The sequence below is a fragment of the Wenjunlia tyrosinilytica genome (genome assembly GCF_014646055.1).
In the GTDB taxonomy this organism is placed as follows: domain Bacteria; phylum Actinomycetota; class Actinomycetes; order Streptomycetales; family Streptomycetaceae; genus Wenjunlia; species Wenjunlia tyrosinilytica.
In genome coordinates, this window is record NZ_BMMS01000017.1 from 55739 (window position 1) to 76609 (window position 20871).

Genomic DNA, 20871 nt, shown 5'->3' on the forward strand with positions numbered 1-20871 from the left:
CGCCGTTCATTGCGGACGAGGGGCTCGGCGGCGAAGAGGTCGCTCAGCCGACGGCAGCGCCGAACCACTCGGGCAGCCGGCTGAGCAGATCCTGCTGGTCTTCGCCGACCCACGCCACGTGGCCGTCCGGCCGCAGCAGCGCCGCGGGCACGTCCAGTTCCTCGCTGACGTCGACGACGTGGTCCACCCGGTCTGCCCAGCCCGCGACCGAGAGCCGGCCGGTCTGGTCGAGCAGTAGCCCGCGGCCGCGGTGCATCAGTTCGTAGAGGCGCCCCCGCTTCAGCCCCATGTCCCGCATCCGCCGGCCGAGCAGTTCATGCCCCTCGCCGAAGTCGTAGCGGACCCCGATCGCAGTGATCTTCTCGATCAGGTATCGGTTCACGTCCTCGAAGTCCACCAGTTCCGACACCAGTCGGCGCACCGACCGGGGACCCGGCTCGGGGGACATCAGCAGCATCTGCGCGCGGGTGTTGTCCAGCACGTCGGCGGCCACCGGGTGCCGTTCGGTGTGGTAGCTGTCCAGCAGCCCCTCCGGTGCCCAGCCGCCGACCTCGGCGGCCAGTTTCCAGCCGAGGTTGAACGCGTCCTGGACGCCGAGGTTGAGGCCCTGCCCGCCGGTCGGCGGGTGGATGTGCGCCGCGTCGCCGGCCAGCAGCACCCGGCCGGTCCGGTAGCGCTCGGCCAGCCGGGTTGCGTCGCCGAAGCGGGACAGCCAGCGCGGTGAGTGCACGCCGAAGTCGGTGCCGGCGAACACCCGCAGCTGTTGCTTGAACTCCTCGAGGGTCGGTGGGACGGAGCGGTCCTCGGCCACCCCTTCGGCGGGCACGACAACGCGGTACGCGCCTCCCCCGAAGGGTGCGGCGCCGAACCGAAGGTGGGTCTTGCGGACTTCGGCCACCACGGCGGCCAGCGTCTCCGGCGGCACGGCCACCTCCATCTCGCCCAGCAGCGTCTCGACCCTGGTGGGCTCGCCGGGGAAGCCGACGCCGAGCAGCTTGCGCACCGTGCTGCGGCCGCCGTCGCAGCCGACGAGGTAGCGCGAGCGCAGCCGCGTGCCGTCGGCCAGCTCGGCGGTCACCCCGTGTTGGTCCTGGCTCAGCCCGGCCAGTTCGCAGCCGCGCCGGATCTCGGCGCCGAGTTCGGTGGCGTGCTCGGCCAGCAGACGATCGGTGATGGTTTGCGGGATGGCGAGGACGTACGAGTGCGCGGTGTCCAGTCGGTCGGGCCATGTCCTGCCGATGCCGGCGAAGAAACCGCCGACTGCGAACTGCTCGCCGTGCGCGAGGAACCGCTCCAGCAGACCGCGCTGGTCCATCATCTCGACGCTGCGCACGTGCAGGCCGAGCGCGCGGACATACCCGGTCGGCTCCGTCTCCTTCTCCAGCACGAGCGCGTGCACGCCGTGCAGCCGCAACTCGCCGGCCAGCATCAAGCCGGTTGGTCCGCCGCCGACCACGATCACGTCAATCATGAAACCCCATTCCCCCAGGTTCTGGCTTCGGCCGACGATTCTGCGGCACGACCGGGGCCTTGCCGCAAGCCCCCCGGTGCGCTATACGTTGAGAGTGGCGAGGAGTGGGAACTCCTTGCCTTTGCCTTTGTCGTCCGCTCTGGGCGGACCAGCCCTCCGCGCGTCGGCGACGCGCCACGAACAGCGGTTCCCGTCGACCCGGGGCGACTATCGCGACAGGGCGGGTGCGGGGTGGAGAGGGACGCCGTTGGCGCGCAACACCTCGCGGACGTCGAGGATCAACGGGAACACCTCCTGGTTGCGGTCTTCGCCCTGCTCGTCCCAGGCCCGCTGCTCGGCCTCGACTGCCATCCGGTCCTCGGCGAACACCCGTTCGGTGAAGCGGCGGATGAACGGCCAGGCGAGGCGGAGGGCCCCCGGGATCGGCGGCTTAGCGATCATGAGCAGGCCATAGGCGTGATTGGTGCGCTGTTCGGCGTCTTCCGGTACGTAGGCCGCCCATAGGGAGAACGCCGGGAGTTCGGCGCCCTCGGGGACCGCTTGAAGCGTCTGGTAGGGGTACTCGGTGCGGACAGTGATGACGTCGGGTTTCCTGCCTCCACTGAGCCCCTCGGCCGAGAGGAGACCAGCGCCGCGGTCCTTCTTCCCGCCGGCAGGGGTGAAGAGGTACCTGGCCTCCACGAACCGCGGACCCGTTTCGTACCCGAGGAGCGTGGGCTGGACCTTGCCGAGAACGCCCCGGTGCAGGAACTGGTGATTCATGTCGAGAAGATTTTCGTGCATGAACGAGTAGTGGCAGCGCACGGTTCGCGAGAACGCCATGGTCTTGTACCCGGCGGAATCGAACTCCGGCAGCTCGGGCAGCGCTGCCGCGTCCGCCTTCTCCGGATCGCCCGGAAAGACGAACACCAGGCCGTACGCTTCGCGGACCGGATAGGCCCGTACACCGCGCGGCGGCCGGTCGACGCCCTTGGGAAGATACGGGATCTGCGAGATGCGACCGCTCCCGCGGTAGGCCCAGGCGTGATAACAGCAGCGCAGGACCTCGCCTTCCACGGCACCCATGCTCAGTGGCACCTGACGGTGGGCGCACCGGTCCTCCAGCGCATAGACTTCGCCGCTCCCACCGCGGTACAGGACGATCCGGTGGCCTGCGAACACGGCAGCGAACGTCTTGCTCCTCGGTACGCTCGCGGATACGGCGACCGGGTACCAGAAATCCGGATCGATCCCAATGCGCCGAAGGTCCGCGACCGCTCCGGAGCGGTGATCACGAGGACGATGACGGCCGCTCGCCGACCCGGCCGCCCTGGCCCCGTCCCTTGCGGGCTGTGCCTCGGTCATGCGCTGCTCCCTCGCAGGCAGATACGTGAAACGGAACAAGGAGAACGCGGGATGTCCGCCCTGCAGCGCGGCGTGCGGTTGCTCTGCTGTCCCAGGCGTTCGACAACTACGCCCGGCTGCTTCGAACGGTGAACGGTACTTTTTCCTCCTTCAGGACATCGGCGGGCGGCCCGAGCCGCCGCCGCACTCCTCGATCACCCTTTGCGTTTCCCCGGCATCGTGCTGATCAGGCTCCCCTCGTAGGGTGACAGGGGCCAGGGGCGCCCCCTGGGCCGGGCGCTGCCAACCCGAACAGCCCAAAGCACACCCCCGCGCCACACGGGTGCTCCGGGCTGGAGGCCGGGCGGGTCGACCCGAGGACGCCGGTCAGGGGCGGCCATGGGCTGCCGGGCCACCGGGCGCACCGGGGAGTCCGACCACGGCTGAGGGCGGGCCACCGTCAACCGTGCTTCTCACCTCCCACCGGCTGGTCCCTCCTCAGCTCGGTGAAGAGCTTGTTCGCCTCGGTCCTGTCCCACCTCACCGTGCTGCCCTTGGAGCTGGGGACGCCCACGGCGGACAACGGCACATTGACCCGCGCGCCCTTGCCGCGCGTGACGCTCCGCATCGCCCGAAGCAGCGACGCCAGGTCCCACAGGTCCATGGACTTGTCCACCTTCAGCGTGCCGAGTGCCGCATCGGCGGTCGTGTAGATCTTGCGGGGGTTGTACAGGACCTCCGGTGTGGAGGCCCTGTCCGCGAGCGCGGACAGGAACCTCTGCTGGTTCCTCGTCCGGCCGAGATCGCCCTGGGCCTCTTGATGGCGCTCGCGGACGAGGGCAAGGGACTGCGCCCCGTCGAGGGTGTGGCAGCCCCTGCTCAGGTCGGCGCCCGAATCCTTGTCCTTCACCTCCTTGTCCAGGCACATCCGTATGCCGCCGACCTTGTCCACGATGTCCACGAAGCCCCGAAAGCCGATCTCCACGTAGTGGTCGACGCGCAGGCCGGTGTTGCGTTCCACGGTCCGCACGAGCAGATCGGGTCCGCCGATGGAGAACGCGGCGTTGAGCTTGTCCGGCGCCGCGCGGTGGTGCGTGCCGGTCTCGGGCCGGATGAACGGGGGGATCGTCACCCAGGAGTCGCGCGGCAGACTCACCATCGTGGTGCCGTGCGCGCCGGTGTGCAGCAGGATCATCGAATCGGTGCGGCGGCCGTCGGCCGATCCTGTGTGCAGTTCCTTCTTGGCCTGCGCTGACAGGCCCTTCCGGCTGTCGGACCCCACGATGAGGTAGTTGGTTCCCCTCCCCCGCGGCGGCCGGTCCGGGAGCAAGCCGAGATCGACCCTGCGGTCGAGACTGGCGTCGGCCCACAGGTACAGGCCCAAGGGCGCGATCACCAGCATGGAAAGAGCGAGGGCCATCGCCCTCCTCGTCCTCCTGAAGCGCCGTCCGCCGTGGGATCGGGGGCGGCGGTCACCGCCGGTGGACGGATCCGCGTCCGAATGGGCCGGATCGCTTGCGAACCGGTGCGGCACGGCCGGGTGGCCGTCCGCGCCCTGCGGGGACGTCCGGGTTCGCCGCGCCAGGTCCGTCGGGCGCGCATACGCACCCCGGCCCTGCACCGGTCTCAGGCCACCGCCCTGTGAAGACGGGTCGCCGCGCCCCCGGCGCCGGCCCATGCCGTCCGGGTGAGCGCCAACTCCCGCCTGCCCGCCGTCCGCGGCATTCCCGTCGGCGTCCCCGCTCCCCTTCCCGTCTTCTCCGCGAGACTCGCTCCTTCGCGCAACAGCCGTACCACCGACCGCCGTTCCACTGGCGGCAGCCGTCCCGCGCCGGTCGGCACCCGTGAGCGGCCGCCGGTACTTCCCACCATGCATTCGCCAACCTGATACACCGTCCATGGCACTCGGACGTATGGGGACGCCAAACGGGTTCCCGTTCCGGACCTGGTCGCGAGACGGATCGGTTTTCCTTCGGCCCGGAGCCTTCATCCATGTCCATCGCGGTTTCCGCCGATGGCGAGGGCGCTGCGAGCCGGACACCGCAGCCCTCGCGGGTCACTCCACGAGATCGTTCTGGGCGGTGCAGGCGCGGGCTGCCTCGCAGATCCTCCTCAGAGTGGGACGGCCGATGAGATCGCGATGCTTGGACTCGAACGCTGCCTTGCCGTGCTCGCCCACGAGGTCGCGCGCGACCTGGTGGAGCATCGTCAGCAGTTCCAGGGAGTCACCGCCGAGGTGACTGAAGTTCGAGTCGGGGTGGATGGTCTGCGGGTCGGCCTCCAGGATCCTGGCCCAGATCTGTGCCACGTCCTTCTCGAGTGGATCCCGTCGGCTCTGGTCGTCCGTACGGGGGGCCTGCGTGGTTTGCGCGGTGCTGAAGGCGGCGGGCAGCGCGGCGGTGTCGATCTTCCCGTTCGTGGTGAGCGGAAAGGTCTCGAGGACGCACACGGCGGCTGGGACGAGGTAGGAGGGCAGGAGCCGCGCGACGTGCTCGCGGAGGCCGTCCGGTGTGGCCGTCCCGGTGATGTAGGCGCACAGGACCGGTTCCGCGCCCGGGCGTGGGGGGCGGGCGACGGCCACGGCCCGGGTGACGTCCGGGTGGGTCTCCAGCGCCGCATCGACCTCACCGGGTTCGATGCGGTGCCCTCGTATGGAGACCTGGTCGTCGGTGCGGCCGAGGAACTCCAGTACGCCGTCGGGGGTGAGCCGGGCCCGGTCCCCGGTGCGGTAGACGCGGGTGCCGTCGGCGAGGTTGCGGAACCGTTCACGGGTCAGATCGGGACGCCCGAGGTAGCCGCGTGCCAGTTGGGTGCCGGCGAGGTGTATCTCGCCCGTCTCCCCGGGCGGAACCGGAATGCCGCTGGGGCCCAGGAGGTGGACGGCGGTGTTGTCGGTGGGCAGGCCGATGGGGACGGCGTTCCGGTCGGCGTCGCGCCGCGGGTCGAAGGTGTGGACGATGCAGCCGATGGTGGCCTCGGTGGGGCCGTACTCGTTGATGATTCGGCAGTCCGGGCCGAACATCTCCTGAGCACGGGCGGCCGTGGCGCCGCGCAGTTGCTCGCCCCCGACGACCAGGAGGCGGAAGCCTTTGGGGCGGATGCCGAGAGCGGCGATGAGTTCGAGGTGGGCGGGGGTGAGTTTGAGGGCGTTCGCGCCGGAGGTGGTGAGCAGCCTTGTCAGAGTGGCGTGGTCGGGCTCTTCGGGGACGAGTGCGACACTGCCGCCGGACAGCAGCGGTAGCAGGTGCGCGGTGCCGGTCAGGTCGAAGGCGAGCGAGGTGAACATCCCGAACCGGCTGTCCTCGTCGATGCGGTAGCGCCGGATCGCCCAGCACGCGTAGTCCGCCAGCGCCCCGTGCTCGACCATGACGCCCTTGGGCCTGCCCGTCGACCCGGAGGTGTAGATGACGTACGCCAGGTCCTGCGGTGTGGGGGCGCCCGGGCCGGGCATCGCCCCGCTGGCCGGCGCGTCCTCGGACAGGAAGGCCACCATGAGGTCATCCAGAACGGGGGCACGGCAGTGCGGGCCGATCCGGTCCTGCTGCTCGCGGCCGACGAGGCAGAGGCCTGCGCCCGAGTCCGCCAGGATCGAGGCGATGCGGGTGCGGGGATGTCTGGGGTCCAGCGGCAGATACGCGGCGCCGGCCTTGAGGATCCCCCACAGTCCGGTGATGGCGGCGGCCGTGCGGCCGCCGAGCAGTCCGACGACGGAGCCGCGCCCTGCGCCGTGCCGCCGCAGTTCCGCGGCGACGGCGTCGGAGCGGCGGTCGAGCTCCGCGTAGCTCAGCGTTCCCTCGGGCCCGGTGAGGGCGACCGCTTCGGGAGTGCGCTCCACCTGGCGGTGCAGCATCCGGGTGAGTGTCGCCGACGGACCGTGAAGGCGGGGGCCCTTGACCGCCGGGCCGCGGTCGGCCTTGGGTACGAGCTTCTCGGCGACGGCGTCGAGAAGCCCCTGTGCCCGCTGGGTGTCCCGAACGGTGCCGGGATCGGGCATGGTGAGCCGGGTGACGCCGCGGAACTCCGCCGCGACCAGGGCCAGAGGGACGAAGGGGACCTGCTGCGGCAGGGAGTACACCTCGGTGGCCTCGAACCCGGGTGCCTGAAGCTCCTTTTCCTCGATGCGGCCCAGATGGGTGATCAGGGCAGTGCACGGGTACCGGCCCAGAGCACGGGTCGCGACCTGCGCCAGACCCAGCGCGGTACTCAAGGGACCGAGCGGGAGGCGAAGGGCGGCGCGTTCCTCGCCCAGGGCGAGTTCGCAGTGGTTCTCCAGGGCATGCAGGAGGCGCCGGTGCCATTCCTCCCAGGGGTCGCCGGGCCGGCCGTCGAGGAGGACCGGAAGGCTGAGGTTGGCGGTGGAGCGCAGGCCGCGGCGGTGCCGGCGCAGGTCCACGGGCACCATGACGCGGGCGCGGTCCCCGGTGGCGTCCGTGAGTGCGGCAGCGGCCTTGGCGATCACCGCCGAGTGCGAGCCGTCGACCATCCGCTCCAGCCATCCGCCACCGCGGACACTGCCCGTTCCGGTGAACGGGGAACGGAATCGAGGCGTCAGCCGAGAGCGCCGAGCCGGTCTGCCCGTTCCGGCCAGTTCCTGAAGGAGCGCCAGGTCGTACAGCGGCGAGGGCGCGCCCAGGGGCTCCTCCCCGCGCAGGGCCCGGAACGTGTCCAAAACCCAGTCGAGGACGCCGCGGCCGTCCATCACCGCGTGGTGGGCGCGAAAGAGCAGCGCGGGCCGTTCCCCCTTGCGCAGCACCACCTCACAGCTCGGTCCACCGCGCGTGTCGAGGACCTGGGAAGACTGCGTGGCGAACGAACGTACGGTGCGGACGGCGGGCGCCCGTCCGCTGTCCATCCACATCCTGCCGAGTCGTACCAGCCGTGCCCCGGGACAGGCGGCCGCGGACCGGTCGACGGCCTTGCGCAACTCCTCGGTGGGGATCGTGCCGGTCCCCTCGATCGCGATCTGGATGGCGAACGGCGGAATCAACCGTTCACCGGCAAGGTAGATCCACTCGTTGGGGGAGATCGGACGCCGGAAGGGAAGCGGTCGCAGCGACTCGTCCGTGGGGGGACTGTGCCGGTATGTCGTCATGCCGTGAATATCCTTGTCATGTGGGTTGCGTCATCCGAAAGGGCGATCCGAAGTGGCGCTCGACGCGGGCGGCGTCAGACGCGCGTTTCCAGGACCCTGCACGGCCACGGCTCCCCCCGCCCGGGAACGTGCACGTCAATCGACCGCACCGGACGGAATCCCAGCTTGCGGTAGTGCTCGACCAGGGCACCGTCACCGTCGTAGCAGTCTGTTCGCAGCAGGCTGATCCCGCGCCGGACGGCCTCGGCACGGGCATCGTCGACGAGGGTCGCGCCGATGCCCCGGCCGGTCGACGACCGGGCCGTCACCAGCAGCATGATGTACAGCTCCCGTTCGTCGGCAGGCGTCACGTAAGGCTGAGGCGTTTCCGACAGAACGCACACGCCGACGACGGCGCCCTCCAGTTCGGCCACCCTCACTGTCAGGTCGGTGGTGTACCGCCTGATGCGCCGTACCGAGGCCGGCTGCGAGGACCACGGTGCCGATCCCCATTGCCCTGTCCTGCCCTGATCCACCAGCCATGCCACGGCGGTGTCCAGCAGGTCTGTCGTGGCGGCGGCGTCGTCCGGTCCACCTGCTCTGATGCGTACGCTGTCCAAATTCACACTCCTTCGAGGAAGCACTGGATCGGTAATTCGGGTCCGGTGGAAGCCGGCCCGGCACCAGGCCCCGACGAAGTGGGCGTGACCGCGGTGTCGGGGCCTGGTGGATCGGCGGGCATGCTCCGCGCATGCCGGGTCGCTTCCGGGACCGTGGGCACAAGTCGCTCCTGCAACGCGCGGCCGCAAAGGGGCCGCGACCACGTGCTGGTGCCCCTCGATGGGTCAACGGTGCCGAGCGGTTCCCCTCATGGCTGCCTCACCTTCCGGACGAACTCGTCGACGCCGCCGACGGCGTCGATCCATGCCGTCAGCTGCTCCATGCCGGTCTCGTGGTCCACCACCGGTGCGGTGAGATCACGCCGCGCCGCCGAGGTGTCGTACGTCGCCGAGCGGGTCAGCAGGGCCAGCGAGTAGCGGGAGAGGGGCGGCGAGGTCCGTTCGGCCAGCGGCGGCAGCTTCCAGACCATGTCGGCCGTGAAGGCGACGGCCCGCAGCAGCCCGAGTGGTACCCGCTTGGTGGGCGGTGTGCCGCCGAAGCGCGCGGCCAGGTCGGCCAGTGTGCTCCACACCTCCACCGGCTCGGGGTCCGCGACGAAGTACGCCCTGCCGCCGACACCGCCGGCCCGGGCCGCACGGACACTGGCCGCGGCAGCGTTGTCGCAGTGGCAGAGCGAGGCGTACACCGGCCTGCCCCCGGACAGGTCCGGCAGGCTGCCGGTCATCATTTTCGCGAGCAGCCGCGGCAGGAAGCCCGAGTGGTCGCGCGGGCCCCACACGGCCCGCGGACGCAGCGCGACCGTCGTGAAGTCCGGGCGGTCGGCGGCCAGCACCAGCCGCTCCGCGGCGGCCTTCGTCTCCGAGTAGAGGTTGAGGAAGCGCCGCGGATAGGGTTCGCTCTCGTCGATGTCGAGCCGGTCGCCGTCGCGGATTCCCATCAGAGCGCTGGGACTGCTGATGAAGACGAACCGGCGTGCCCCGCCCTGCCGAGCCGCGGTCATCAGGCGCCGGGTGCCTTCGACGTTCTCCTCCCGGAACTGGGCGCGGGTACCCCGGTCCGTGACCCGGGCCGCGCTGTGGTGCACCACGTCGACGCCGAGCGCCGCGGCGCGCAGTGACGCGGTGTCCCGCAGGTCCCCGTACGCGAACTCGATGCCCGGCACCGTGCGCAGGTGGCCGAGGTCGCTCTCCTTTCGTACCAGCACACGCACCTCGTCACCGGCCCGTACACAGGCGTCGACGATGTGGCTGCCCAGGAAGCCGGACGCGCCCGTCACCAGAACCCTCATGCCGAAGCGGCCTTCCTCCCGCGCCGGGCCGTCCGCCACCACGTCGCACCGAAGAGCATGGTGAGAGCGGCGGTGGCCCGTGGTGCGCGTCCGGTGGCCAACTCATGCTCCGCGCGCAGGGCGGCCGGTATCTGCGCCGCATGGACGACGATGCTCAACAAGGCGTCGATCCACCACAGCGCGGTGAGCGCCGGATGGTCCCAGGGCAGCAGCGGCCACGCCGCCAGGTATGCCCAGCCGGCCAGCGGGACGGTGCGCAGCGCCAGGTCCGCCGCGGTCGGGCGGCGGCTTCCCGTGAGCCGGTCCTCGGCCCAGCCCGTCAGCAACTCCCTGCGGATCTTGGCATTGTGACGGATGTCCACCGGGAACGCCGGGTGCGGCAGGAAGTCCGCGATCGACGCGGTCATGGAGTTGGCCGCGCCCAGGTCGCGCAACTCGCCCTCGATCCGGGGCCACTGGCGGGTGTCGGTGCCCGGCACGAGTTCCACGCAGATCACCGGTCGCTGCCGGCCGTGCGGCCCGACGCCCACCAGGGCGGTGCGCCGCACCTGCGGATGGGCGTTGAAGACGTTCTCGCATCGCACCGTGTGCAGATCGCCGTCGGCCGTGCGGACCCGGTGGCTCTTGCGCCCGCAGAACCAGACGCGTCCCTCCTCGTCGATCCAACCGACATCGCCGGTGCGGTGCCAGCGGCCGTCACCGTCCTGGATCTTGTGCTCGGCGTCGGCCCGCGGGCTGCGGAAGTACCGGGGGCTGACCGCCGGGCCGCGTACGGCTATCTCGCCCAGTTCCCCCGGCTCGACCGCCAGTGCGGGCGTCCAGTGGGCCACGGGTGCGTCGCCGATCACGATGGTGCGGATGGTGACGCCGGGCGCGGCGCGGCCCAGGCAGACGCCGAGACCGGCGGCCGGCCCATTGGCAGGCCCGCCCCATGCCTCCCGGCTCTCCAGAAGCGCGATCGGCAGGGCCTCCGTCGCGCCGTAGGTGCTGTACACCCGTGCCTCGTCCGGCAGTACGGCGCGCACCTGCCCCATCAGTGCGGGGCTGACCGGGGCGCCACCGGAGATGACCAGGCGCAGCGAGGGCAGCGGCGTCCCGGTGGCGGCCAGATGGGCCGCGAGCGGGGCAAGGAGCGCCGGGGAGGCGAACATCGCGTTCACCGAGAAGCGGCAGATGGCGTCGGTGAGCGCTGCCGGGTCGGCGGCGCCGACCCTGGCCATGTTCATCCTCGGCACCACCACGGTGCGCCCGGCCATCAGATCGAGCAGTCCCATCAGCGGCATGGTGACCAAGGTGGTGTCCATGTCGTCCGTGAAGTGGGCCTGCTCGACGCTGTCCGCCATCCCGCGCAGCATGCCGACGGTGAGCTCGACGGGCTTGGCCGGTCCGGTGCTGCCGGTGGTGTAGCCGATCATGGCGAGGTCGTCCGGTCCGCTCTGCACGGCGGGCAGATGCTCCCTGCCGGCGCCGAGGGCGATCAGCTCCCGCAGTCCGCTGCCGTCTCTGCGGCCCACCGTGACCGGGCTGCGCACCCCGGCGAACGCGCGCGGGCGAAGTCGGCGCAGCACATGCGCCGACGGTACGCCGATGAAGGCCTCCACACCCACCCGGCGGATGCAGTCGAGCATGCGGTTCAATCCCATCCCGGGATCGACCACCACCGGTACGGCGCCTGTGTGCATCATCGCGAAGACCAGCGTCAGCAGGTCGCCGCCGGGCGGCACCAGCACGGCGGTGCGGGTGCCGCGGCGGATGCCGCGCGCCTCGAGGCCGGCGGCGCAGGCCGCGACGCGGGAGGCGAGTTCCCCGTAGGAGACCGTGACGTAGGCCGATCGGTCTCCCGGTTCGCCGCGGTGCCGGTCGGGGTGGACGACGGCCGGCCTGTCGGGGGCAAGGGTTGCGTGCCGGGCGAGGAGCCCGGCCGGCGGGGAGTCCCGCCGGCCGGAGCGTGAGATTGCGGCGGGCATCAGCGGCGGGTCCCGTCGTCCGCGAGCCGGTAGAAGGCGGCGGCCGAGGTCAGCCCCGCGCCGACGGCCACGAACAGGACCCGGTCGTGGCCCGTGAGCTGATCGGTCTCCTGTGCCTGCTTGTAGCCGTGGACGAGCGCCGAGGTGTGCGGATCGCCGTGGACGCCGTCGACGGTGACGGCGCCGTCGGCCGGCAGGCCCAGGCGCTTGGCGAGCTGTGCGGCGAACCCGGGTGCCAGGCCCAGGCGCTTGGCGAGCTCTGCGGCGAACCCGGGCGAGGGCTGCGAGGTGATCAGCAGGGTGCGGTCGAGGGCGACCGGCCCCGTGTCGTCGGTCCCGGAGTTCTGCGCCGCCAGCGTCGCAAGGACCGCGTCGACGGCGAGATCGAGCATGCGGTCGAGTACGTCGTCGTCGCGGTCGATCACGATGGTGTTTCGCCCCGTGGGGCCGGCCTCGCGCAGTGGGAGATAGCCGTTGACTCCGTGCCTGCCCGGCAGGGACCGGTGGTGCACACGGCCGAAGCCGCGATCGTCGTCGGTGTGCTCGAGGAGCAAGGCGGCTCCGGTGCTCGCGTACGGGAACTCGTCCGTGCCGGCGCGGGACCGGTCCATCGACGGGTGGGTGTCCGCGGAGACCACCATCACCCGGCGGGCGCTGCCGGTGGAGAGCAGGGCATCCGCTGCCTGCACGGCGTTGAGCATGCCGCAGGCCCCGTTCATCAGGTCGAACGAGAAGCCCGCTCGCTGGTCGGGCCAGTGGAGGTAATCGAGGTTGATGCCGATGCGCTTCGAGATCAGCGCGGCGATGGACGGCTCGACGATGTTGAGGTCGCGGTAGACGCCGACGTTGATGAGGACATCGACGTCCGCGGCGTCGATCCCGGCCCGTCCCAGGCACACGAGGCCTGCGGCGGCCGCCTGGCCGATCGAGCTGCCGGAGACGTCGGCCGGGCTGAGTGCGGCCGAGGTGATGACGGTGGCCATGGGTCACACCTCCAGGGAGGAGACGGTCGCGGACAGGAAACCGGTCACCACGCCTGAGGCGGCGGGCACCATCAGCACCTTCGAGCCTGTGGGTATTCGGCCCTCCGCGAGCGCCTGATGCAGCACGAGATAGTGCGAGGTGCTCGCGGTGTTGGCGAGCTTGTCGACGACGGTGAGCGACTGCGGCATGGGGGTTTCGAAGCTGCGCTCACCGATGGTGTTCATCAAGTCGACGAACCGGCTGCCGACCTGGTGATGGATGATGAAGTCGTATCCCTCGTCGGCGAACCTGCTCCCGCGCTCGGCCAGCCTGTCGCTGTGGAAGGACGGCCACAGCGAGAGCCGCTCCCGCGCGTGCATCTCCTTGTTGTCGGTGTACATCGCGATATCGCCGGTGTCGTCGCTGGGCATGCCCAGGCACAGGTGCGAGTACTGCGAGCAGGTCATCAGCTCGACCTCATGGATCATGTCCCGGTCGTCGGTGGCACGGTCCATCACGACGGCGACGGCGGAGTCGCCCACGGACAACGACGCGAACTGCGGATCGCGGCTGTCGTCCATCTCGCGCGCGGCCGTGAAGGCGATGGGGGTGATGTGCTCACCGCTGACCACCAGGCCGTTGCGCACCGCACCGCCCCGGATCATCCGGTCCAGCAGGTAGACGCCGGTCATCATGCCCGCGCAGGCGTTGGAGACGTCGAAGCGGGCGGCGTCGCGCGCGCCGATCTCCTCGGCGACGCGGTGGGCGAAGGAGGGCTCGAACTGCAGGCGCCGTCCGTCCGACATGCGGCTGATGGAGCAGGAGATCACGACGTCGAGCTCCTGCGGCGCGTACGCCGAACGGTCCAGGCTGTCCCGGGCCGCCGACACGGCCATCGTGAGGCTGTTCTCCGGGACCTCGGCGGTGTCGTCGGCGACGCGACGCTCGGTCATACCCGTGATCTTGACGAAGTCGAACGTCGGCGCCTTCTCCAGACGTTCGAGGAGTTCCCCGGTGCCCATCACCGTCGTGGGGAGGTAGGACCCGATGGCTTCTAACCTGCTGTGGTTCACCGAACACTCTCTTTCAATTAGGACACGTCCGCGTTCATGCAGCGGCCGACGGAGCGAAAGGCGCCGAAATTCATGCGGCGATGAATCGGTGCCACCTTCCCGAAACGCGTCCGGCGGGAAGGAGCGCGACCCTCCGGGCACCCGGGCGATCCGCGCCCGGACGCAGAGGCATAGAGGCATGTACGCCCGCAACCTCAAAGTCCAGGAACGGCGACCGCTGGCGTCAGCAACTGAACCACAGAGAAACCGCCGGGGAATCAGAAACAGACAGCCCTCAAGGGCCGGGCGCCAGCCACGGATGTCCAATTCCAGGCATTCGGCGACAGGCGGCGGAGGGGAGCCCTCCGCTACCGCGCACGGCGGCGGCGGCCGCTTCCCCGTAAAAACACCGGGATCTTGAGCCGCCCGAAGGCGAGTTCCGCGTGACCCATGTCCGGAACGGCTCGGAACTTCACCGCCGACAGGCCTTACGGCTGAAATCCATGCGTACCTTGAGAGCGCGGTCAGAACCGCATCCCGCAGGCAGTATCCTCCGTCACCCGGGCGCGGGCGACGGATGGGCGCGCCCTCCGCTCCGCGCGCAGTTCGCGCAGGCCATGACCCCGAATCACCGACACGGCAGGCCACTCGACGACGAGCACCACGCGGCCGCACTCCGCTCCCTTTGCAGGTGATTCGCCTGTCATGAGCAGGTATCAACAGGGTTGCCGAGGCAGGTAGCACGGATCGAAACGATTGAACCAGGAAATGTTGCCTCGGTCTCCTTCCTTGAACAATTTAAGAGGAAAAGGTTTCCTTGGTCGTCCATCTTCATGACAGACGTGTGAACCATTCGGCACGCGGCACGGGCCGGAGTCGGCACCTGTGCCCGCTTCCGGATGCCCGCGGGGATCCCGGCCGTTCGGATGAATAGGAGTTCGGCGCTGTTGTCGACGTGGTTGCCGACCGGAGACCACGGGCCGGCAAGGCACCACGGTTTGACTTCGGACACGAAGCCACCGTACAAAGGGGAGCACGCTTCGCGGCGGCGGCGTCACAGTGGAATCGGTCAGGATTGCGTGCCGGTGTTTCCGTACGCCGCTGCCCGAGCCAACGGCACCGTTGTTCTCGTCGTCATTGCCCCCAGCGGTCGCTGGAAAGAGTCGGGGTGCGCATTCGCGCTTGCCTTCGCCAGGCGCTGGATTCTTGCCCGCGGCCGCCCCGAAGAAGGCGGGCGGCCGCCCACCGATCGCGTCCTCGGCCAAGCCGGCTCGGGCCGTGCCGCGCCACTGGCCGGCGTTCACCCGCTTCCTGCCGCGCCATCAGGTCGCCGGCCCGCCGACCCGTCGGTCCGGCGGGCCGAGGAACTCGCCGAGTTCGCCGCCACCCCCACCGTGGCCGAAAAGCCAAGGCCACCGGTGCCGGGACCGGCCTTCCGGGCAGCCCGGCAACGGCCGGTCCGCCGGCCTGCCCACCACGAATTTGGGGCGAGAGTGGCGTGAGTTGAGTGATGCGAGCCGCGCATCCGTATCCAACTGCGCGACGCCGCCGTCCAGAAGCCGAGACGGCCATGGGCGAGCGCCGCACCAGGGGCGACCGGCGGACGGGTAGGCGCTGTTGAGGTGACGGCGCCGAGGTCGGCGGTCCCCGCCCGCCCGGACGGCCGCTCCTGGCCCTGTACCCAACCCTGCAAGGTGGACGTATGTCACATGCAGCACGTACGAACAAGCGCCGCGTCCTCGGAGCGTCCCTGGCGAGCGCGGCCCTGATCTCCGCGGTCGCCGCCACAGGCGCGGCCATGGCTGGAGAAGGCGGGAATCGGCCCAAGACCGCGGCCGACGCCTGCTCGTCCGGGAACGAAAAGTCCTCGGACGTGGTGGTCACGGCGGGCAAGGACATCTCCTTCGGGTTCAACGACCTGGCCAAGGCCCTGGCGTTCGCCGGTGCGCAGCAGCAGAGTCTGAACGACCTGGGCAACGCGCTGCGGGCGCTGCCCGCGAGCCAGGTCTCGATGGTCATCGACAACCTCGACCTCGGCGCCCCGGTCGCGCCGAAGGTGAAGGTCACGGCGGTCGACTCCAAGGCTCCGGGAACGTTCGCGCAGGGCGCCGGGAAGACCGGCGTCCAGCAGATGAACGCGCAGCTGGCCGCCGTGAACAAAGGGCTGTCCGAGATCTGGTCCGACACCGGCGGACTGAAGAACATCCAGGCTGCTCTGGGCGGGATCGCGCTGAACAACGCCGTCAACATAGGAGACATCGACCTCGATTTCGATGTCAGGAAGGGCGACGACCGGTCGGGCAGGCCCGGAGCCAAGTCCCTGGCCAAGTGCGCCCAAGCCGGAGACGCCCAGTAGGGAACGGGCTCTCGCGCCGATCACAGCGGCGCGAGAGCCCTCGGGGCCCCGGGCTGCGGCTCCTTCCGGCCCCCCGACGGGCTCAGTACCCGCAGCGGAGCGTGATCCGAGTGCCTCGCGCCGCGACAGCACGTCCAGATGTGTGTGGCGGGCACCGGCCGGCGCCGAGGGCCTGCGGCCACTGCTGACCAGCGTGGCGCAGGCCGCACCGCCGGGCAGCAGTGGGCCGATCGATCCCGGATCGGCCACGTCGTCCAGGACGATCAGGACCCGCCGCTCGGCGAGCTCGGACCGGTGGAGGCAGACCTGGTCCGCCACGTGCCCCGGGATCGGATCGACCGGTCCCCGAAGCGCGCGGAGGAACGGCCCCAGGACCGCCGCGATGTCGGCCGGACGGCCGTCCGGCGCGCGCGGATCGGCGTAGAGCCGACCGTGCGGGAAGTGGCCGCGCACGAGGTGCGCGGCGCATGCACCGCCAGTGCGCTTTTGCCCACACCGGCCATGCCCGAGGCCACCACGACGGGAGCCGCGTGGCCAACGGCTGAGGTCAGTGCGCCGGTCACCTGCTCGACGGCGGCGCCACGGCCGGTGAAGTCGGCCAGATCGCGGGGCAGTTGGGCGGGGCGCAGGAACTCGCCGCGGACGGTGCCTGTGCCGTCCTTCGGGACGTCGGCGGTAGCGGGACCGCGGGCCTCGCGCCGAGTCAGGCTCCTGGCCAGTGCGGCCATCTCGTACCCGGGGTCGAGGCCGAACTGCGCTGCCAGGACACGCCTGGTGCGTTCGTGGAGGCCAGTGCCTCCGCCTTCTGGCCGCTCAGCGCCAACACCCGCATGAGCAAAACCGCCCAGCCGTTCCCGCAGGGGATGCCGCTCGGTCAGCTCACGCAACTCGCCGAGCACCGCGGCGTGCTCACCCAGTTCGGCACCCAGGGCGAGCCGCCTCTCCAGGGGCAGAGCCGCCGGTCGGACAGCCGGGCCCTTTCCGCCTCGAAGCCCGGACCGCTGAGACCTGCCATGGGCCGCTCCCCCCAGGGCAAGCGCCCCACGCAGCAGGTCCCGCGCCTGCCCCGGGCGGCCCGCTGCCGGGGCGGGATCCGCGGCGGCCATATCCCGCCGGAACCACTCGGGATCCACCGCGTCCGCCGGTAACCGCAGGGCGTAGCCGCCGTGTTCCGACACGAGGACCTTCGGCGCGTCCCCTTCGCCGTGGCGCGGCTCGATCAGCTTCCGCAGGCGCGACCCATATGTGCGCGGTGCGCCCACGTCAAGGCGCTCGCCCTCGAAGGCGGGACGGGGGCGGCGGACGGCGGGGGGCACGAGGGACTGTCCATCGTCCCACCCGTCCCCGGGGGTCTTCCGCGGCCGCCGGGCGGCCGCGGTGGCTCCTCGCTTTGAGTCCGTGCCCGCCCGGCTTCGTATACACCTTCAGCTGACATCCCTACGCGGTCCGAGGTGGAGATGACCGAGCCGCACGACCTGGCGCGCAGACTCCTCGATGGCAGGTACCGGTTCCTCGATCCCGTCGTCCACAGCGGGACGGGCACGGTCTGGAGCGCTGTCGACATATCCACCAACCGCCCCGTAACGGTCCGGGAGCGGAAGCTGCCGCCCGACATGGAGTCGGATCGTCAACGGCTCCTGGTCGCACGGGTGTTGAAGGCGGCCAGGGCGGCGGACCGCCGACTGCGCCACCCGGGGGTGCACAGGGTGCTCGACGCGGTCGCCCAGGAGGGACTGCTGTGGATCGTGACCGCCCCGTGGCGGGGCCGACCGGTCGGCGAACTGCTGCGGCGGAACACCCCGCTCAAGACCGCCCAGGTCTGCGAGATCGGGCTCCAGGTGCTGGACATCCTGGAGGCCGCCCACAAACAGCAGCTCGTGCACGGCGGCTTGGAACCCTCCTGCGTGCTGGTGGACGAGGACGGGCAGGTGACGCTCACCGAGTTCGGAGTGGCCGCCGCCATCGACGCGCTGTCGGGCGGCCAGGAGCGGCCGTTCGCTTCGCCGGAGCAGACGGGCGGCCGGCGTCCTGATCCAGCCTGCGATCTGTGGTCGACGGGCGCCCTGCTCAACGCGATGGCCGGCCCCGCGGTGGTGCGGTGGCCGGATGGGCCGCTGGCCCTGACCATCGAAGGGCTGCTCAGACGCGCTCCCGCCGAGCGGCTGACCGCGGATGTGGCGCGCAGAGCGCTACTGCGCCTCCTCGAGGACGCCGAGCCGCCGCGGCAGGTGCCGCAGGCCGGGCTGCCCACCGTGATGCGGCGCCGCGCACGAGCCGCGTTGATCGGGCGCAGCTGCCGGACCACGGCGCTGGCCGCCTCGGCGGTCCTTGTGGTCGGGGCCTTGGCCCTTGTCCTGGTCACCCAGCGCGGCGGTGGCGGGTCGAGCGGCGTGAAGGGCAGCGGCGCCGCGCACGAATCCACCGCACCGCCGACGGCCGACCCGAGCGCCTCGGACGCTGCGAGCCCCCAGCCCTCGGGAGTGCCCGAGAGCTTCTACCGGGCCACCGACCCCGAAGGCTTCTCCATCGCACTGCCGCTGGGCTGGAAACGCGTCGGCAACAACGGCTTCTCCTCCGGCACCAGGTACGGCGACGAGGGTGACGCACGCCGGCTCCTCGTCGACTGGACGCACCGGCCCGGGGCCGATCAGCTGACGGCCTGGAGAAGGCTGGAACGAAGCGTGCGCGCGTCCACACCCGGGTACAGCAGGATCGGCGAGATCCGGTCGGTGAAGTACCGGGGGTATCAGGCCGCCGACTGGGAGTGGACGTTCGATTTCAACGGAATCCACTACCGCACCCTGAACCGCGGCTTCGTGGTCGACAGCGGGCACGGCTACGCCATCAAGTGGAGTGTGCCCGCCGCGGCGTGGAACCTGCCGGAGAACCAACGTGCTCTCAGGACGTTCCTGCGCACCTTCCGGCCGGCGGACGCCGCCACATCGTCGACGTGCCGGTACACGACGGCTCCACCCGGACAGGCCGACGAACTCCCGGTACGCGGCGGCTGCCGATGAGACCCGGGCCCGCCCGGTGCGGCATGCCCTGTTCACACATCCGCGCGCTCCCCCTCATGGCGCAGGCCAGGACGGCCCTCTTGGAAACATGCCGATGATGCATTAGGTTAGGCTCACCTAAGTAAGGAGGGTGGCCCGCCTGCGGGCCCCCCAGAGCTCATCGCCGAGAGGGGATCCGTGCCTCGTTCGAACAGCGCATTCGCTGAGGCACGAGCGGTACCAACGGCCGGGCTCTCGACCGAGCACCACGACGGAGCGGTCGTCCCACGCGGTCCCGACGACGGGGCCGCGGGAGTGAGCCCGCCGGGTCGGTCACGCGAAAGCGTCATATCGAACTGACGGCTGGTTCCTGACCGCCTGATACGCACGCGGAGCTCCCACCCGTCCCCCTCCGCTTCCCGACCCGACCCGAGGCAGAGCCGTGTCCATTCAGCTTCCCCCGTCCGCAGCCCCGCGATCCGCCTACCCCGCGGACGTGCTCCCCGACGCGCTGTGTCGTCGATTGCTGGAGCTGACCCGGGCCGAGGTACCGGTGTCGGCATATGTGTACGACGGTGAGGTCGCCGCCGAGCGTGCTCGCGAGTTGCGAAGCGCTCTTCCGGAATGGGCCGCCGTCTACTACGCGGTGAAGGCGAACTCCTTCCCGGGTGTGGTCGAGGCGCTCGCTCCGCACGTCGACGGGTTCGAGGTCGCCTCCCGCGCCGAACTCGAACTCGCAGTCCACGCGAAGGCGGTGGCCGCGAGCACCCCGGTTCCCGTGGTGGCCGCCGGCCCCGCGAAGTCACTTCCCGTGCTCACTGCCCTGGTCCGGGCCGGAGTCGAGGCAATCAATGCCGAGAGCCTGCTCGAACTCCATCGGATCAGCAGGATCGCGGTCGCCGAGGGTGTCCGTGCCCGGGTGGCGCTTCGCGTCAACCCGGCGACCATCCCGGTCACCGGTTCTCTGAACATGGGAGGCGTCCCCTCCCAGTTCGGGGTGGCGGAGCCGGACGTTCCCGACGTGCTGCGCGAGGCCATGCGTCTGCCGGGCCTGGACATGGCCGGCTTCCACATCCACGCCGCTTCCAACAACCTCGACGCCGAGTCGCACGCCGCGTACTTGCGGTGGTGCGTGGAGTGGAGCACACGGACCGCCCGGAGGAACGGGATCGACCTGCGGCATGTCGACATCGGCGGCGGCATCGGCGTCGCGTTCGAGGGCGAGAAGCCCTTCGACGTGGCCCGCTTCGGCGAACTGGCCGGCCAGGTCGACGTCCCCGCGCAGGTGAAGGTGGTTCTGGAGCCCGGGCGTTTCCTGGTCGCCGACTGCGGCTGGTACGCCGCGGAGGTGACGGATGTGAAGCAGTCCTACGGCGAGCAGTTCCTGGTCCTGCGCGGTGGCATCAACCACTTCCAGCTGCCCACGTCCTGGGACATCGTCCACAACATCGCGGTACTGCCCGTCGAGAACTGGCCCGAGGGCTGTCCGCGGCCGGCGGCCGAGAACTCACGGGTGACCGTGGTCGGCGAGCTGTGCACCCCGGAGGACACCCTGCTCCGCGACGTCCTGGTGGACCGTGCGCGCGCCGGAGACCTCGTCGTCTTCCCCTGCGCGGGCTCCTACGGGTGGGAGTTCGCCATGCACCGCTTCCTCGGCCATCCCCCTGCCGAACGTCACCTTCTCTGAGACACAGGGCACGTTCTCCGAGACACAGGACAAGCCGCACCCCACCGCAAGCCCCATCGGGGCGGCGGCGTCGTGC

13 protein-coding genes are annotated in these 20871 nt (G+C 70.7%); 3 read left to right on the plus strand and 10 right to left on the minus strand.

What is annotated here, in order from left to right; all coding sequences use genetic code 11:
• Nucleotides 1–43 precede the first annotated feature (43 nt).
• The 9 genes from rox to IEY86_RS20000 all read right to left on the minus strand — a co-directional run bounded on the left by rox (nucleotide 44) and on the right by IEY86_RS20000 (nucleotide 13726).
• Entirely contained in the window at nucleotides 44–1471 is a 1428-nt protein-coding gene (gene rox / locus IEY86_RS19960) for a rifampin monooxygenase (protein WP_189133130.1), read from the minus strand.
• 207 nt (nucleotides 1472–1678) lie between these two features.
• Nucleotides 1679–2815, minus strand: coding sequence for a Rieske 2Fe-2S domain-containing protein (locus tag IEY86_RS19965; RefSeq protein WP_189133131.1), 1137 nt, complete (start codon nucleotides 2813–2815; stop codon nucleotides 1679–1681).
• Nucleotides 2816–3254: 439 nt separating this feature from the next.
• Nucleotides 3255–4214: an LCP family protein gene (locus IEY86_RS19970; protein ID WP_189133132.1), complete on the minus strand. Its 960-nt coding sequence runs from the start codon at nucleotides 4212–4214 to the stop codon at nucleotides 3255–3257.
• Between the two features lie 636 nt (nucleotides 4215–4850).
• Nucleotides 4851–7886 (minus strand): non-ribosomal peptide synthetase, encoded by a 3036-nt coding sequence (locus tag IEY86_RS19975; protein WP_189133133.1) that lies wholly within the window; start codon nucleotides 7884–7886, stop codon nucleotides 4851–4853.
• A gap of 74 nt (nucleotides 7887–7960) precedes the next feature.
• Entirely contained in the window at nucleotides 7961–8485 is a 525-nt protein-coding gene (locus IEY86_RS19980; RefSeq protein WP_229698601.1) for a GNAT family N-acetyltransferase, read from the minus strand.
• Nucleotides 8486–8733: 248 nt separating this feature from the next.
• The gene (locus tag IEY86_RS19985) at nucleotides 8734–9774 is read right to left on the minus strand and encodes an NAD-dependent epimerase/dehydratase family protein (RefSeq protein WP_189133134.1); all 1041 of its coding nucleotides are present in this window, start codon (nucleotides 9772–9774) and stop codon (nucleotides 8734–8736) included.
• Nucleotides 9771–11741, minus strand: coding sequence for a fatty acid CoA ligase family protein (locus IEY86_RS19990; protein ID WP_189133135.1), 1971 nt, complete (start codon nucleotides 11739–11741; stop codon nucleotides 9771–9773). The genes IEY86_RS19985 and IEY86_RS19990 overlap by 4 nt, the downstream gene beginning before the upstream one ends.
• Entirely contained in the window at nucleotides 11741–12724 is a 984-nt protein-coding gene (locus tag IEY86_RS19995) for a beta-ketoacyl-[acyl-carrier-protein] synthase family protein (RefSeq protein WP_189133136.1), read from the minus strand. The genes IEY86_RS19990 and IEY86_RS19995 overlap by 1 nt, the downstream gene beginning before the upstream one ends.
• A 3-nt stretch (nucleotides 12725–12727) precedes the next feature.
• Entirely contained in the window at nucleotides 12728–13726 is a 999-nt protein-coding gene (locus IEY86_RS20000) for a 3-oxoacyl-ACP synthase III family protein (RefSeq protein ID WP_189133137.1), read from the minus strand.
• Between the two features lie 1732 nt (nucleotides 13727–15458).
• Between IEY86_RS20000 and IEY86_RS20005 the strand changes: the two genes are divergently transcribed.
• Nucleotides 15459–16112, plus strand: coding sequence for a hypothetical protein (locus IEY86_RS20005; protein ID WP_189133138.1), 654 nt, complete (start codon nucleotides 15459–15461; stop codon nucleotides 16110–16112).
• 263 nt (nucleotides 16113–16375) lie between these two features.
• On the opposite strand, the gene IEY86_RS20010 is transcribed toward IEY86_RS20005, so the two are convergent.
• A complete protein-coding gene (locus IEY86_RS20010; protein ID WP_189133139.1) occupies nucleotides 16376–17428 on the minus strand; it encodes an AfsR/SARP family transcriptional regulator in 1053 nt (350 codons plus the stop codon).
• A gap of 141 nt (nucleotides 17429–17569) precedes the next feature.
• Here IEY86_RS20010 and IEY86_RS20015 point away from each other — a divergent pair, with 141 nt between their 5' ends.
• Together IEY86_RS20015 and IEY86_RS20020 are read left to right on the plus strand one after the other, a co-directional pair.
• Nucleotides 17570–19129, plus strand: a complete 1560-nt coding sequence (locus tag IEY86_RS20015; protein WP_189133140.1) for a serine/threonine protein kinase — start codon at nucleotides 17570–17572, stop codon at nucleotides 19127–19129.
• A gap of 421 nt (nucleotides 19130–19550) precedes the next feature.
• On the plus strand, nucleotides 19551–20795 hold the full coding sequence (locus tag IEY86_RS20020) for a type III PLP-dependent enzyme domain-containing protein (protein WP_229698602.1): 1245 nt from the start codon (nucleotides 19551–19553) through the stop codon (nucleotides 20793–20795).
• Nucleotides 20796–20871 lie beyond the last annotated feature (76 nt).